Source organism: Maricaulis sp. (assembly GCF_030149425.1).
GTDB lineage: Bacteria > Pseudomonadota > Alphaproteobacteria > Caulobacterales > Maricaulaceae > Maricaulis.
This window is the reverse complement of the sequence record NZ_JASBRQ010000081.1, coordinates 1-14,119: the sequence shown is the minus strand read 5'-3', so window position 1 is coordinate 14,119 and position 14,119 is coordinate 1. Positions and strand designations below refer to the sequence as shown.

Sequence of the window (14,119 nt, the reverse complement as noted above, 5' to 3'; positions counted from 1 at the left end):
GAGGTCTTGGCCAGTTCGAACAAAGCAGTGGCGTAACGGGCCGCTGCGTTCGCTGTCATGGCGTCTTCGCCGGTATTCACCGTGACGTCGCTCTCTATCCGGATCAGTACTCAGAAACCGCCAGGAAGGCGTAAGTACTTTCAATTCAACAAGTTATCGAAACCGGTCCGGCGTGCTGCGGTGCACGCTCTTCGGGTTCGGCGCTGCGATAGCACAGGCATAGGGCCGCAGCAAGCCGAAGACTCTTGTCGTAACAGCGCAGGACCGCTTCACTACAGCCGTACGAAGACTAGGGAGAAGCGGCTTGTCATACGATGTCGGCATTATCGGGCTTGGCGCCATGGGCTCGGCGGCGGCCTGGTCGCTGACCTGCCGCGGCGCCTCGGTGATCGGCTGGGACCAGTTTGCACTGGGCCATGACAAGGGCTCCTCGCACGGCTCGACCCGCATCATCCGGCGGATTTATTCCGAAGGCGCGCTCTATGACGAGCTGGTCCGCCAGGCCTATGCCGGCTGGGCCCGCATCGAGCGCGAACATGGCCAGGCGTTCTTCACCAAGACCGGCGGGCTCGACCTCTCGGTCACCGCGAACGGGATTTTCGAGGACGCCCTTGCCGCCGCCCTCGCCTCGGGCCAGCCCTTTGAGGTGCTGGAGGGTCTGGAGCTGGAGGAGCGCTTTCCCGCCATCGATGTCGGCGGGCGCGGTCGCGCCGTGTTCAATGGCGATGCCGGTGTGCTCGACAGCGACAAGGCCAGCGCCTGGATGCGTGAAGATGCCGCACGACGCGGCGCCCGCCTTGTCGACCAGACCGCCCTAACCGGCTGGACCCGGACCGCGACCGGATTCCGCGTCGAAGCCGGCGGGACCAGTACCGAGGTCCGCAAGCTGATTATCGCCGCCGGCGCCTGGTGCGGTGAGCTGGTCCCGGCGCTCAAACCGGCCCTGGTTCCGGAGCGCCAGGTTATCGCCTGGTTCGACGCCGCTAGGCCGGAGTTCGACAGTCTGCCGATCTTCCAGCTCGAGACCGATGAACGCGAGCGCTATTATTTCTTCCCGCCGCACAAGGGCGAGGGCCTCAAGGTCGGGCTCTATAACCACCGCCGGGAACGCGGCTATGAACAGATCACCCCGCGCGGTGTCGATGCGACCGATCTCGACCTGCTCGCCCGCGGCGTCAGCCTCTGCCTGCCCTCAGCCGGTCGCGACCCGCTCGCCAGCGCCGAATGCCGCTTCACCAACGCCCCCGGCGACCGTTTCGTTATGGGCAGTATGCCAGGCGACAAGGACCTCATCCTGCTCTCGCCCTGCTCCGGCCACGGCTATAAATTCGTCCCCGCCATCGGCGAGATCGCAGCGGACCTGGCGCTGGAGGTCGCGCCGAAAGTGGATTTGGCGGAGTTTGCGGTGGAGCGGGTGCTCTAACCCCTCATCCTGACGCAAGTCAGGACCTCGATGATCACCCCCAAGACTTGTCATCCCGGACGCAGGCCCGGCCTTGCGCCGGGCGAAGATCCGGGACCCAGCCAGGTTCATCGAGGTCCCTGATCTGCGCCCCGCTTGCGCGGGGCATCCGTCAGGGATGACAAAGCGGAGTGGGTGAAATACTAGGCCTCACCCTCCAATTCCGCCTTGCGCCGTCCCCGCGCCAGAATATTCAGCACCTCGACAAACAGCGAGAAGGCAATCGCGAAGTAGAGATAGCCACGCGGGATGTGGAAGCCCAGCCCATCAGCCACCAGGGCCACGCCGACCAGGAGGATAAAGCTCAGCGCCAGCATTTTCGCTGTCGCATGGCGTTCCAGAAAGCTGGCCACCTGGGTGGCTGAGGCGACCATGATCACGGTCGAGATCACGACCGCCGAGACCATGATGAAAAGCCGCGTGCCAGCCGCGTCCGGGCCACCGAATTCCTGCGTCATGCCGACGGCCGTCAGCACCGAGTCGAGGGAGAAGACAACATTGATCGCGGTCATCTGAATGACGACCAGGGTCAGGGTCGAGGTCTTGCCGCCAGTGTTTTTCTCGTGATGACCCTCAATCGTGGTGTGGATCTCCTCGGTGCCCTTCCACAGCAGGAAGAGACCACCGAAGAAGAGAATGATGTCCTCCAGCGTCACTTGCATCAGCCGTTCGGGATGTTCGCTATCGGCAAAAGCCACGAACATCTCCGGCAGGGTGAAGAGGGTGGCGTGGGTGAGACCGGTGAGCCAGACCAGGGCAAAGAGCAGGACGATGCGCATCATCGCACCCGACCAGATACCGATATCGCGGCCCTTGGTCTGCTCCTCCGGCTTCAGCCGCTGCGAGGCGACGGAGACGAAGACGACATTGTCCACGCCCAGCACGACCTCGAGAAAGGTCAGGGTGAGCAGGGACATCCACACGGCCGGCGAGGTCAGGACTTCAAGCATGACGACATTCCCCTAAATGCAATAGGGGAATGGGTAGCCTGATCGCCGGTGGGTTGTCATCTTGGACGTGACGTCGGGGAAAGTGGTACACGCCCCGCCTCTACACCCTCACCCCGGACCCGATCCGGGACCTCGAGAGGACACACTCTACGGTGTCGGGGTCCTGACTTGCGTCAGGATGAGGGGTTGGTGGGTGGTGGTCCCTGATCTGCGCCCCGCTTGCGCGGGGCATCCGTCAGGGATGACAAGCTGTATGGGATTTATTGAGTCTCCCCCTCCGCCATATTCTCCGCCTTCCACTCCATCGCCATGCGCACGCGGCGCTCGACCGAGGGGTGGGTGTAGAAGATCACTTCTTCCCAGTCCTGCGGCCGCGGATTGCGGTATTCGGCGGTTTTGACCAGGGCCGAGGCCAGGGCGTCGGGCAGGCCGACCGTGTCGAGGGAATACTGGTCTGCGGCGGTTTCATCCATGCGCGAGGCGGTGTTGAAGACCGGAGCGGCCAGACCCGAGAGCAGGGAGATGACGAAGACCAGAACCGGTAATCCCGACGCCCGGGCGATATCGGGCTGGGCGCCGAACAGCCGGGCCATCCCCGGATAGAGGATCGATGTCAGGAAGAAGAGCACGACAGACATGACCGAGGCGAGGATGACCCCGGACCAGACATGGCCCAGCACATAATGGCCCACTTCATGACCGGTCACCGCGCGAACCTCGTCCAGCGAGGCCTCACCCAGGGCAATATCGGAAATCGCGATCCGTGCCGACGGACCCACCCCGGCCACATTGGCGGTGAAATTATTGGACTGGCGTGAGCCGTCGAACACGAAAATCCGGTCCGTCGGGATATCCGCCTCGATGGCCATGATCTCGACCGCCTCGCACACCTCGCCTTGCGGCAAGGGTTCGTAATTGTTGAACAGCGGCATGATGTAGATCGGTGTCAGCAGCATCAGCAGCGAGATCGCCGCCGCGCTCAACCCGCCGCCCCAGATCCACCAGGTTTTGCGCGCCTTGCGGATGAAGAGGTAGAGCAGCACCAGGAAGATCGGCGCGACCACGGCTCCGATCGCCGTGCCCAGCGCCGACTGGGCCAGGAAGTCCCCCAGCGCCTGGCTGGTGCGGTCAAACTGCGCCTCGCGCCACCAGCCGGAATAGATCGTCCAGGGCAGGGTGATGATGGCCGAGACCAGCATGTAGGCAAAGCCGATGACAAAGACGCCGATATTCGAGCGCTCGCCGAATGTGCGCTCGATGGCGCTGAGCCAACCCAGGCGGATGATCAGCCAGGCCGTGACCACACCCACCACCAGACCACCCAGCATCAGCCAGTGATTGCCGGTGGTGTAGGCAGCGGCACGTTCCAGTGCCTCCGGCCCGAGACTGTCGATATAGGCGCGCGTTGCCGCTTCCGCGTCAAAACCCGTCGGTGTCATAACTCTTCCCCTTGGCGATGTTCCGGTCGCTTCAAGCGGCAGAGTAATACGGCCGTCAGATAAAGCTATACGGATCGATATCGATCGAGACCCGGACCGAGGGCGGCGTCTTTACCCGGGAGCGCCAGGCGCGGACATAGGCGGACATGTCGATTGTCTTGTCGGCCCGCACCAGGATGCGGCGGCGATGCCAACCGCGCACCACGGCGCGCGGCGGTTCCGCCGGCCCCCAGATTTCCACCCCGTCGGTGACCGGGGCCTTGGCGGCGAAATCGGCGGCGACATCCTCGACCGCCTTGGGGTTCATCGCCATGAAGCCGATCGCCGCCATACGCCCGAAAGGCGGCAGGCCGAGCGCCTCGCGGGCCATGATCTCGGCATCGAGGAAGGCTTCACGGTCACCGGCGACCAGTGCCTGGATGGCTTCGTGCTCGGGCTGGTGGGTCTGCAACAGGGCCCGGCCCGGGCGCTCGGCCCGGCCGGCCCGGCCGGCGACCTGGACCAGGGTCTGGAAGGTGCGCTCCCCGGCCCGCGGATCCCCGCCGGCCAGGCCGAGATCGGCATCGATCACCCCGACCAGGGTCAGATTGGGGAAGTTATGGCCCTTGGCGGCAATCTGGGTGCCAACCAGGATATCAATCTCGCCCTGCTCCATACGGGCAACGATATCGGCGCCGGAGGCACTGTCGGAGGAATAGATCTCGACCCGCGCCTCGGGGAAGAGATGGCGCGCCTCCTCGGCTACCCGCTCCACGCCCGGGCCCACCGACGTCAGGCTGTCTTCGGCCTGGCAGGCGGGACAGCGCTTCGGCTTGGGCATGGAGAACCCGGTGACATGGCAGACCAGCCGGCCAGTATAGCGATGCTCGACGAGATAGGACTGGGTGTCCGGCGACATCATGCGATGCCCGCATTTGCGGCACAGCACCAAAGGCGCATAGCCCCGGCGGTTGAGATAGAGCAGGGATTGCTCGCCGCGTTCCAGCGTCTCGCGCATGGCCTCCAGCAAGGGCGGCGACAGCCAGCGGCCGTTTTCCGGCGGCGTTTCACGCAGATCGATGGTGCCGATCTCCGGCAGTACCGCAACACCCGGGCGTCCGGGCAGGTGCACATGCACATACCGTCCGGCCTCGGCATTGGTCAGGCTTTCCAGCGACGGGGTGGCGGAAGCCAGGATCACGCTGGCACCCTCGAGCTTGGCCCGGACCACGGCAAGGTCGCGACCCTGATAGTGCAGACCCTCATCCTGCTTATAGGTCGGGTCATGCTCCTCATCGACGACGATCAGACGCAGTTTGGTGAAGGGCAGAAACAGCGAGGACCGGGCTCCGACGACAATGCGCGCGCGGCCCTCCGCAACCTCACGAAAAGTACGCCGGCGGGCCTTCGGACCAGCACCGGAATGCCACAGCGCGGGCTCCGAACCGAAACGCTTTTCGAACCGGTTCAGCACGGCTTCAGTGAGGGCAATCTCCGGCAGCATGATCAGGATCTGGGCCTCCGGGTCGCGGCGCAACACCTCGGCCACGGCCTCGAAATAGACCTCGGTCTTGCCCGAACCGGTTACCCCGTCGAGCAAGGCCGACTGGAAACCACCGGCCTGTATCAAACGCCGCAACTTGCCGGCCGCTTCAGCCTGCATCACCGTCAGCGGCAGCCCATCGCGATCGGGGTCCGGTTCCGCGAACGGCGGATCGACCAGACGCGTCAACCCTGTCAGCGCCCCGGCCTCTGCCAGCCCCTTGATAACGCCCGAGCTGACACCGGCTTCCCGCGCCAGATCGGCGGCACTGGCCTCGCCCAGTGCTTCAGCAGCGTCGAGCACCTTCTCACGCGCCTCGGTCATCCGCGCCGGCTCACCGCTGCCCCGGGTGTAGACGGTCTCGGTCGGAGAAGGTTTCAGGGCTTCGGAGGAACGCAGCACGGAACGCAGGATGATGCCCGGCGGCTGCACCAGGTATTTCGCCACCCAGTCGACAAAGCGCCTGGTGCCTTGCGGGATCGGCGCACCGCCAGCCGGACCTTCAAGGGTTTTCAGAGCCCGCTCACCGGGCCCCTCCTTGAGTGCCCACACTACACCATGCGCCATGCGCTTACCCAACGGAGCGATGACATGATCGCCCACGGCAAGCTCCAGCCCGTCCGGCACGAGGTAATCAAAGGCCTCGGGAAGGGGCATGGGGAAAAGCACCGCGGCGCGGCGCTCAGGTTTCGCTTTTGGCTCAGTCACGCGGCATGATGGGGGCTGATTCGTCGTCCGGTCGGGCCCAGCTTGCCCGCCCCGGCTTGAAGAGGCAAAGAAACATGTCGGCAGATACTCCCGATACGCTGCAGCCCTCGCTCGATCTGGAACAGGTCCGGGCTTTTCTCGTCGACCATCCCGATTTCATCCGCGAAGACGCCGAGCTGTTTGCCTTGCTCGCCGCCCTGCCCGCGGAAGCCGGTGTTGTCGATCTGGCCTCGGCGGCACGGGAGAAACTCCTGGGCGAACTGCGCCAGCTCAAGGCGCTTAATGAAGGCATTGTCGAAACCGCTCGCGCCAATCTGGCCATCCAGGCGCAGATTCACACCGCCGTTCTGGCCTTGCTGGAAGTTGATTCCCTGTCCGGGCTTGATCGCAAGATTTCCAGCCGGCTGACAGGAACGCTCGGCGTCGATGTCTGCCGCATCCTGATCGAAGGCCACGCCCCGCTGAAGTCGGCGGAATCGATCCTCGGCGCCGGCGATGGCAGTGTTGCCGATATTCTGGGCGAAAAGGTCGAACGCCTCGGTCCGGTCGACAATAACCGGGCGCATGAAATTTACGGCCAGCAGGGCGCCCGCATGCGCTCGGAGGCCGTCGTCCGGCTCGATTTCAACGGCCGCGACGGCCTGTTTGCCCTCGCCTCGCGTGATCCGCACCTGTTCCAGTTCGGACAGGGCACTGAATTGCTGAATTTCCTGGCCCGCGCCATTGAACGCCTGATCTTGCAATGGATGCATCACAGCGATCGTTAAGCGCCACAGATGCGCTGAGCGCATTTCTCGGCCATCTGGCGGGGGAGCGGCGCCTCAGTGCCCGCACGCTCGAAGCCTATCGCCGCGATCTGGAGGGCTTTATCGGTTTCCTTGCAGGCCATGAGGGCTGCGTACCGGACCTGGCACTCTTGACCCGCCTCAAGGCCGCCAGCTTTCGCGCCTATATGGCCGCGCGCCGCCGCAATGGACTGTCAGCCCGCTCCCTGGCCCGGGCCTTGTCGGCGATCCGCACATTTTACGGTTACCTGGATCGCCGCTGGCAGGTCTCCAATGCGGCCCTTCCGCTGATCGAAGCGCCCAAACTACCACGGTCCAAACCCAAGCCGGTCAGCGAACAGGCCGCGCGTGACCTGCTGGAAGAAGCCACTCACCTTGACCGGCCGGACTGGGTCGAGGCGCGCGATTGTGCCGTCATTGCGCTGATGTATGGCTGCGGACTGCGGATATCGGAGGCGCTCAGCCTGACCGGGGCAGAGCGGCGCCTTGGCGACAGCCTGCGCATCACCGGCAAGGGCGGCAAGACACGCCTGGTTCCCGTCATTGCCCCCGTACGCGAGGCGGTGGAGCAATATGCATCGCTGGCGCCCTTTGACCTGGAAGCCGAGGGCCCGCTGTTTCGCGGTGTCCGCGGCGGCGCACTCGGGGCCCGTACGGTACAGAAAACCATTGCCGATCTTCGAGACCGGCTCGGCCTGCCCGCAACCACGACGCCGCATGCTTTGCGCCACTCCTTCGCGACCCACCTGCTGGCCAACGGCGGTGATCTGCGCGCGATCCAGGAATTGCTTGGCCATGCCAGCCTGTCGACGACGCAGATCTATGCCGATGTCGAGACCCGGCGATTACTGGATCTTTATGACCGGACCCACCCGCGCGGGCGCAGCGGAAGATAACCCGCACGCTCTCTGCGATCTTCGCTTTGACAAACCCATACCAACTGTGTACTTTATTTTTTAAAGTTCTTGGAGAGTTGCATGACTGATCAAGCCGATCTCGCCTATCTCAAATCGATTGCTGAAAGCGGCCAACGCGCGCCTTTGCTCGGCGGGCGATTTTTTCTCTGGTGGGGCGGCCTTGCCAGCATCGCCCTGATCGCGCACTGGGCGATCCTGTCACAGGTCATCGCCGTCAATCAGGCGTGGATCGGCGCCCTCTGGGCCGGTTATGGCCTTGTCGGGGGTGTCGGCGCATCGTTTCTGGCGCGCAGCCTGCGCAACAAGCCCGGACTGGGTGCTCCCAGCACACGGAGCGAGCGGGCGGTCTGGATGGCGATGACCGCGACGGTCTTCGCCTACGCGATCGGCATTGTTGTCGCCAATTCCATGAACCTGTTTGACGTATCCCTCATCATCCTCTTCGACACCATCCCGCTTGTCGCCTTCGGTGGCTATGGCATAGCCTTTTATGTCACGACTGCGCTCGGTGGACCGAACTGGATGGGGCATCTCGCTCCGGTGGCCTGGGTCTCCAGCGGTGTCGGTGTCTGCTGGGTTGGCACACCTCACCTTTACCTGTTTGCAGCTGCGGTCACGGCTGTCCTCGCCGTGCTGCCCGGCATAATTCTTATGCGCAACGAACCGCCAGCGGAGACTGACAACGCATGAGTGCCGGCTTTGACGCCTCCAAGCTTGACGATGTCATCCATGGCAAACTCCGTCTGGCGCTGATGGCATATCTCTCATCGGTTGAAAGTGCGACGTTCGCGGAACTACGCTCGAAAACCGAGGCGACCGACGGCAATCTGTCAGTGCATCTGCGCAAGCTTGAAGAGGCGGGCTATGTCGGCATCGACAAGAGCTTCGTCGATCGCAAGCCGCAAACCCGAGCCCGACTGACCGATTCCGGTCGTGATGCATGGCTGGCTTATCTCGACCAGCTCAAAACCCTGCTCGGATAATCAGGCCGCCGCACGGGCGCGTTCATTGCGCCAGGTCAGGACCTCGAAGCCGTCTTCGGGGTCCTCACGCTTCCCGGTTTCGACGAACCCGGCCTTTTCCAGAACGCGATGGGAGGCATTCCGGTCTGCGCGGGTCTGGGCCGTGACCGATTTCACCCGGTCATGGCCATAGGCCCAGTCGACAAGCGCAAGCACGCCCTCTGTCGCCAGTCCCTGCTCGCGGTAAGAGTTCAGCATGGAGTAGCCGATCTCGACCTCGCCAGCGGCGTCAGGGGCTCCCTTGAAGCCCCCGCTGCCGACCAGACGATTGAGGGCAGGTGAGATATAAACCCAGCTATACCAGCCCGCATCAGCCGGGTGAGCCGCGAGCGCGTCCCGCATCGATTGCATCGCGGTCTGATCCATCAGATCCGGCGGCCAGCTTGGCTCCGGCATAACGCCCAGCGCATCAAAAAACGCCATACGGTCCCGTAGCTGCAGCTCCGCCAGTTCGGCGTCCAGCGCCACAAGACGGAGGCGCGCTGTCGATATCTGCGTCAGCCGCGTCATCGCTTCGGATTCCATTGCCCAGACTCTTTCCCTTCGGCCCCCAAGCCGACGGCATATGATATGCCCTAATTCACGGGTAATGTCCGCTCAAAATCGCGAGAGAAGCAATTTTTTCGTTACCGCGGCCGCAGGCCTTTTTCAGGCCTGCATGGTCCAGCCCTCAACCCCCATGGCCGCCTGGCGGACGGCCTCGGTCAGCGTCGGGTGCGGGTGACAGGTGCGGGCCACGTCTTCCGACGCCGCCTGGAATTCCATCGCCAGACAGATCTCACCAATCATTTCACCGACATGGGCGCCGATCATGTGGGCGCCGAGAATCTCGTCGGTCTCGGCATCGGCGAGGATTTTGATGAAGCCGTCCGTGGTATGGTTGGTGCGAGCACGGGAATTGGCCTGAAAGGGGAATTTGCCCTTCTTGTAGGCGCGGCCCTCGGCCTTGAGTTCGTCCTCGGTCTTGCCGACGCTGGCAATCTCCGGCGCGGTGTAGACTACGCCCGGAATGATACCGTAATTCACATGCCCGGCCTTGCCGGCAATACGCTCGGCACAGGCTACGCCCTCATCCTCGGCCTTGTGAGCCAGCATCGGACCGTGGGTGGTGTCACCGATGACCCAGACATTCTCGGCGGAGGTGCGGAAATGCTCATTGCTGATGAAACCGCGCGCATCCGCTTCGATACCGACAGTCTCCAGACCCAGTCCTTCGGTATAGGGGCGGCGACCAATCGCCACCAGGACCGTGTCGGCTTCGAGCGTCTCGCTTTCGCCGCCAGCTGACGGCTCAATCGACACTTTGAGCGTTGCCGGGTCGGACTTGTCGACCCCGGTGACCTTGTGGCCGAGGCGGAACTCGATGCCTTGCTTGGCAAAGGTGCGCTGGGCCGTCTTGGCCAGTTCGGTATCCATGCCCGGCAAAATCCGGTCGAGATACTCGATCACCGTCACTTCCGCGCCAAGGCGACGCCAGACCGAACCGAGTTCAAGGCCGATAACGCCCGCGCCGATCAGGATCAGCTTGCCCGGCACCTTGTCCAGCTCCAGAGCTCCCGTCGAGGATACCACGCGCTCCTCGTCGATCTCGACACCCGGAAGCGGGGTGACTTCCGACCCGGTGGCAATAACGATGTGCTTGGCGCTCAGTGTCTTGGGGCCGTCTTCACCTTCGACTTCAACCGTGCCGGCACCGGCGATACGCCCCTTGCCGCGGATATAGTCGACACCGTTTTTCTTGAACAGGAACTCGATACCCTTGGTCAGACCGTCCACGGCATCGGACTTTTGTTGCATCATCGCCGGCAGATCGAGTTCGATGCCGCCGGTCTTGATACCCATGGCCGCGAATTGCGTGCTTGCGGTCTCGAACATCTCAGAAGCGTGCAGCAAGGCCTTGGAGGGAATGCAGCCGACATTGAGGCAGGTTCCGCCGAGCTTGCCGCGCATTTCCACGCAAGCCACTTTCAGGCCGAGCTGGCCGGCGCGAATGGCGCAGTTATAGCCGCCGGGGCCGCCCCCGATGATGACGACGTCGTAGCTTTCGGACATGAGGGCCTCGCGAGGTGGAGAAAGATAGGGTCACCCCGTCTATATGCATAATCGGAGCGGGATTTTAAGACCCAGCTTGCGGCTGAGTGCGCCAAGGCTGCCATAACAGCAGGATTGACGTGAGGATCGCCATATCCAGCAGATTGAAGAAGATGTCTACCGGGGGCCCCGTCCCGTTCCAGATCTGCCCGTAATCCATCCAGGTTGCCGATAGAGACCAGAGCGAAAAACCGACAGCCATTGCAACAGCATAGGTAGCAAGCCCAAGGGCGATACGGCCGCAAAACAGCAAAATCCCTGCCGCCAGATAGGCGAAGGCATAACCGCCCCAGATCACGATCATGTAGATCGGCGCGGCCTCGACGAAATTGCGCAGGTTCACGTGACCCGAAAAAGGGGTCTCCAAGCCGAAGGCCATGCCACCGGCGAGCAGGAAAAGGAGGTTTGCATAAAGACCGCGCAACAGGGCGATGATGGATACAAGCTTCATCATGCGCATGGGCGATGCCTCAGATCGAATCGATTTCTGACGCAACCAGGCTAGCGCCTGCGCAAACTTCTGCACAGTTCTAAGGGATAATCCGCTCTATTCGGCCGACAGCCAACGCCGGTCACGCGGGCCGGAAAGGATGGCCACACTCAGGCTGAGGACGAAAATTACGTTCTTGACCACGAATTTGGCCCAGTCGAGCAGAACTGCATTCGCCCGCCCCTGCTCGTCCAGCTGGCTGTGCTCAAGCGTGTTGGAAATCTGCGATGTCGCCCAGAGCCACAAGCCCTGATCGACCAGGAAGAGCGGAATGGCGACCGGCAGGATCCACAGCCGCTGAAACAGCAGCGTATAGCCGAGCAAGGCGTAGCCGGCGATCAATGCAATCCGGCTCACAAACTTCCAGGCCGGGTCGTCCGCCAGGGCGCTGACAATCACCGGATCAACAGCGAGCACCGTTTCAACACCAGCCATGCCGGCGAATCCGGCCGCAAGCAAACGGCCGGCATAGACAAGGTTGGCCAAGATCAAAATCAGCGCGAGACATCGCGCTGCCGCCAGCCAGGGGCCCAGCTTGGTCATGCAGTCACTCCACAAATGTGATGCGGTGTTCAGTTTCGTGGGGCGACATATGGTAAACAGGCCCGTTCGCGCAAGCCCTCGCCAGGTTTTACCTTATTCATGCACGCTTGTTGCGCTTCCTGACCCGGTCTGTCGTCAAACCTTGCTTCGATACATAAGCGCCCAGAACATCAGAAAACCGAGCATACACAGGTCGAAGAGATTGAAGACCGCATCCAGCGCCGAGGCCTGGCCATCGAGGATCAGGCGATACTCCTCGACCGTCGACATGAAGACCCAGAGCCCCGCATCAACCAGGAAAGCGATGCCATAGATCAGCGCAGCGAGGGTCCGTCCGCGCACGGCGAGGTATCCCGCCGCCAGATAGCCGAGCGGAAACAGGAACACCGGGACGAGCAGGATCAGGGGAAGCCCCATGATCATCTCACCCAGCGTCCCGCCAATCCCGGCCGGGTTGGCAATGTCGAAGCGGTAAAGCGTGATCACCGTGTGGTTCAGCAGCGCCCAGAGCGCGCGTGCGATGATCAGCCAGCCGGCGAGCTGGACCAGTCTTGCAAGTGAGAAAGATTGGCCCAGCATTACGGTATCAACCTAGATGTCGAACAGCATGCGCTGCGGGTCTTCCAGGTTCTCCTTGACCCGGACCAGGAAGGTCACGGCTTCTTTTCCGTCGACGATACGGTGATCGTAGGACAGGGCCAGATACATCATCGGACGGATCACGACCTGACCGTTCTCGGCCACCGGGCGCTCCTGGATCTTGTGCATGCCGAGAATGCCCGATTGCGGCGCATTGAGGATCGGCATCGACATCAGCGAACCGTAGACGCCGCCATTGGACAGGGTGAAGGTCGCACCCTGCATGTCTTCAATGGTCAGCTTGCCGTCGCGGGCCTTCTTACCCAGGGCGATGATCTCTTTCTCGATCTCGGCCAGGGACATCTGGTCCGCATCGCGCACCACCGGGACGACCAGTCCACGATCGGTACCGACGGCCACGCCCATATTGTAATAATTCTTGTAAATCAGGTCTGTACCGTCGATCTCAGCATTGACGGCCGGGATTTCCTTCAGCGCGGCGACACAGGCTTTCACGAAGAAGCTCATGAAGCCCAGCTTGACGCCGTGCTTGGCGACGAAGGCTTCCTGATGCGCCTTGCGGGCGGCCATGATCGCCGACATGTCGGCTTCGTTATAGGTGGTCAGGATGGCCGCCGTGTTCTGGGCATCCTTGAGGCGCTTGGCGATGGTCTGGCGCAGGCGCGTCATGCGCACACGTTCTTCGCGCGGGCCGGTTTCGCGCGGCGCGGCCGGGGCCGGTGCGGAGACTGCCGGAGCGGGAGCCGGAGCGGCGGGCGCAGGCGCCGTAGCAGCAGCCTTGGCGTCAGCCTTGGTGATCCGGCCATCGCGGCCGGTTCCGGCGATCGCACCGGCATCGAGATTGTTCTCTTCGATAATGCGCGCCGCAGACGGCATGGCCTTGGCGTCACCAGCCGGGGCCGCAGGGGCTACAGCCGGTGCGGACGGCGCGGCGACCGGGGCTGCACCCCCTTCGGAGATGCGCGCAACGGCATCGCCCGGCGCAACACTATCGCCTTCACCGACAAGCAGCTCGACCACCGTGCCAGCAACCGGAGACGGAACTTCGACCGCGACCTTGTCGGTTTCGATCTCGACCAGGGCCTGGTCGACACTGACGGTGTCGCCGGCCTGGACCAGCCAGCCGCCAATTGTGCCCTCAGCCACAGACTCACCCATTTGCGGAACGACAGCATCGATCGTTGCGCCGGATGCAGCCGGTGCTGCAGCGGCCGGGGCCGGGGTTTCGACCGCAGCCGGCGCTTCCGGCGCGGCGGCGGGTTCGGGAGCCGCGACCGGGGCACTGCCGGCACCGCCCATCTCGGCCAGCTTGGCGCCGACCTCAACCGTTTCGCCTTCCTCGGCATGGATGGCGCCCATGACACCATCGGCCTCGGCGCGGATCTCCACGGCGACCTTGTCGGTCTCCAGCTCCACCAGAACATCATCCTTGGCTACCGCATCGCCGGTCTTGACCAGCCAGCTGCCCACGGTCGCTTCGGTTACGGACTCACCCAGTTGCGGGACGGTGATATCGGTCATGTCAGTGTCTTTCCTGAATGAAGATCAGTGTCGGATCAGGCCAGCGCTTCGTTGACGAGCGCGTCCTGC

At 63.2% G+C, this 14,119-nt stretch carries 14 protein-coding genes; 5 read left to right on the top strand and 9 right to left on the bottom strand.

Annotated elements, in window-relative coordinates; all coding sequences use genetic code 11:
* The first annotated feature begins 304 nt into the window (after window positions 1–304).
* Entirely contained in the window at window positions 305–1,423 is a 1,119-nt protein-coding gene (gene solA / locus Q1V57_RS14415) for an N-methyl-L-tryptophan oxidase (protein WP_300532250.1), read from the top strand.
* 182 nt (window positions 1,424–1,605) lie between these two features.
* Here the strand turns inward: solA and Q1V57_RS14410 are convergent, their stop codons facing one another.
* The 3 genes from Q1V57_RS14410 to Q1V57_RS14400 form a co-directional block, all read right to left on the bottom strand.
* Window positions 1,606–2,412, bottom strand: coding sequence for a TerC family protein (locus tag Q1V57_RS14410; RefSeq protein ID WP_300532249.1), 807 nt, complete (start codon window positions 2,410–2,412; stop codon window positions 1,606–1,608).
* A gap of 260 nt (window positions 2,413–2,672) precedes the next feature.
* Window positions 2,673–3,851, bottom strand: coding sequence for a M48 family metallopeptidase (locus Q1V57_RS14405; protein WP_300532247.1), 1,179 nt, complete (start codon window positions 3,849–3,851; stop codon window positions 2,673–2,675).
* A gap of 55 nt (window positions 3,852–3,906) precedes the next feature.
* Window positions 3,907–6,081: a primosomal protein N' gene (locus tag Q1V57_RS14400; RefSeq protein ID WP_300532245.1), complete on the bottom strand. Its 2,175-nt coding sequence runs from the start codon at window positions 6,079–6,081 to the stop codon at window positions 3,907–3,909.
* Window positions 6,082–6,155: 74 nt separating this feature from the next.
* Here Q1V57_RS14400 and Q1V57_RS14395 point away from each other — a divergent pair, with 74 nt between their 5' ends.
* From Q1V57_RS14395 to Q1V57_RS14380, 4 genes are all read left to right on the top strand, one after another.
* Window positions 6,156–6,848, top strand: coding sequence for a DUF484 family protein (locus Q1V57_RS14395; RefSeq protein WP_300532243.1), 693 nt, complete (start codon window positions 6,156–6,158; stop codon window positions 6,846–6,848).
* Window positions 6,824–7,762, top strand: a complete 939-nt coding sequence (locus tag Q1V57_RS14390; RefSeq protein ID WP_300532242.1) for a tyrosine recombinase XerC — start codon at window positions 6,824–6,826, stop codon at window positions 7,760–7,762. Before Q1V57_RS14395 ends, Q1V57_RS14390 begins: the two co-directional genes overlap by 25 nt.
* An 81-nt stretch (window positions 7,763–7,843) precedes the next feature.
* Entirely contained in the window at window positions 7,844–8,473 is a 630-nt protein-coding gene (locus tag Q1V57_RS14385) for a hypothetical protein (protein ID WP_300532240.1), read from the top strand.
* Window positions 8,470–8,766: a transcriptional regulator gene (locus Q1V57_RS14380; protein ID WP_300532238.1), complete on the top strand. Its 297-nt coding sequence runs from the start codon at window positions 8,470–8,472 to the stop codon at window positions 8,764–8,766. The genes Q1V57_RS14385 and Q1V57_RS14380 overlap by 4 nt, the downstream gene beginning before the upstream one ends.
* Here Q1V57_RS14380 and Q1V57_RS14375 read toward each other — a convergent pair whose 3' ends face one another.
* The 6 genes from Q1V57_RS14375 to odhB all read right to left on the bottom strand — a co-directional run bounded on the left by Q1V57_RS14375 (window position 8,767) and on the right by odhB (window position 14,050).
* Complete coding sequence (locus Q1V57_RS14375; RefSeq protein ID WP_300532236.1) at window positions 8,767–9,330, bottom strand: GNAT family protein; 564 nt, start codon at window positions 9,328–9,330, stop codon at window positions 8,767–8,769.
* Between the two features lie 123 nt (window positions 9,331–9,453).
* A complete protein-coding gene (gene lpdA / locus Q1V57_RS14370; RefSeq protein ID WP_300532234.1) occupies window positions 9,454–10,857 on the bottom strand; it encodes a dihydrolipoyl dehydrogenase in 1,404 nt (467 codons plus the stop codon).
* 64 nt (window positions 10,858–10,921) lie between these two features.
* Window positions 10,922–11,356, bottom strand: a complete 435-nt coding sequence (locus Q1V57_RS14365) for a hypothetical protein (protein ID WP_300532233.1) — start codon at window positions 11,354–11,356, stop codon at window positions 10,922–10,924.
* 87 nt (window positions 11,357–11,443) lie between these two features.
* On the bottom strand, window positions 11,444–11,929 hold the full coding sequence (locus Q1V57_RS14360) for a hypothetical protein (protein ID WP_300532232.1): 486 nt from the start codon (window positions 11,927–11,929) through the stop codon (window positions 11,444–11,446).
* Between the two features lie 135 nt (window positions 11,930–12,064).
* Window positions 12,065–12,508: a hypothetical protein gene (locus Q1V57_RS14355; protein WP_300532230.1), complete on the bottom strand. Its 444-nt coding sequence runs from the start codon at window positions 12,506–12,508 to the stop codon at window positions 12,065–12,067.
* Window positions 12,509–12,520: 12 nt separating this feature from the next.
* Window positions 12,521–14,050, bottom strand: a complete 1,530-nt coding sequence (gene odhB / locus Q1V57_RS14350) for a 2-oxoglutarate dehydrogenase complex dihydrolipoyllysine-residue succinyltransferase (RefSeq protein ID WP_300532228.1) — start codon at window positions 14,048–14,050, stop codon at window positions 12,521–12,523.
* Between the last annotated feature and the right edge of the window lie 69 nt (window positions 14,051–14,119).

Bases quoted from the DNA above. Each gene is read 5' to 3' on its own strand.
- Q1V57_RS14410 (WP_300532249.1), bottom strand. From the start codon at position 2,412: ATGCTTGAAGTCCTGACCTCGCCGGCCGTGTGGATGTCCCTGCTCACC.
- Q1V57_RS14380 (WP_300532238.1), top strand. From the start codon at position 8,470: ATGAGTGCCGGCTTTGACGCCTCCAAGCTTGACGATGTCATCCATGGC.
- odhB (WP_300532228.1), bottom strand. From the start codon at position 14,050: ATGACCGATATCACCGTCCCGCAACTGGGTGAGTCCGTAACCGAAGCG.
- Q1V57_RS14405 (WP_300532247.1), bottom strand. From the start codon at position 3,851: ATGACACCGACGGGTTTTGACGCGGAAGCGGCAACGCGCGCCTATATC.
- Q1V57_RS14365 (WP_300532233.1), bottom strand. From the start codon at position 11,356: ATGCGCATGATGAAGCTTGTATCCATCATCGCCCTGTTGCGCGGTCTT.
- Q1V57_RS14360 (WP_300532232.1), bottom strand. From the start codon at position 11,929: ATGACCAAGCTGGGCCCCTGGCTGGCGGCAGCGCGATGTCTCGCGCTG.
- lpdA (WP_300532234.1), bottom strand. From the start codon at position 10,857: ATGTCCGAAAGCTACGACGTCGTCATCATCGGGGGCGGCCCCGGCGGC.
- Q1V57_RS14385 (WP_300532240.1), top strand. From the start codon at position 7,844: ATGACTGATCAAGCCGATCTCGCCTATCTCAAATCGATTGCTGAAAGC.
- Q1V57_RS14375 (WP_300532236.1), bottom strand. From the start codon at position 9,330: ATGGAATCCGAAGCGATGACGCGGCTGACGCAGATATCGACAGCGCGC.
- Q1V57_RS14395 (WP_300532243.1), top strand. From the start codon at position 6,156: ATGTCGGCAGATACTCCCGATACGCTGCAGCCCTCGCTCGATCTGGAA.
- Q1V57_RS14390 (WP_300532242.1), top strand. From the start codon at position 6,824: ATGGATGCATCACAGCGATCGTTAAGCGCCACAGATGCGCTGAGCGCA.
- Q1V57_RS14355 (WP_300532230.1), bottom strand. From the start codon at position 12,508: ATGCTGGGCCAATCTTTCTCACTTGCAAGACTGGTCCAGCTCGCCGGC.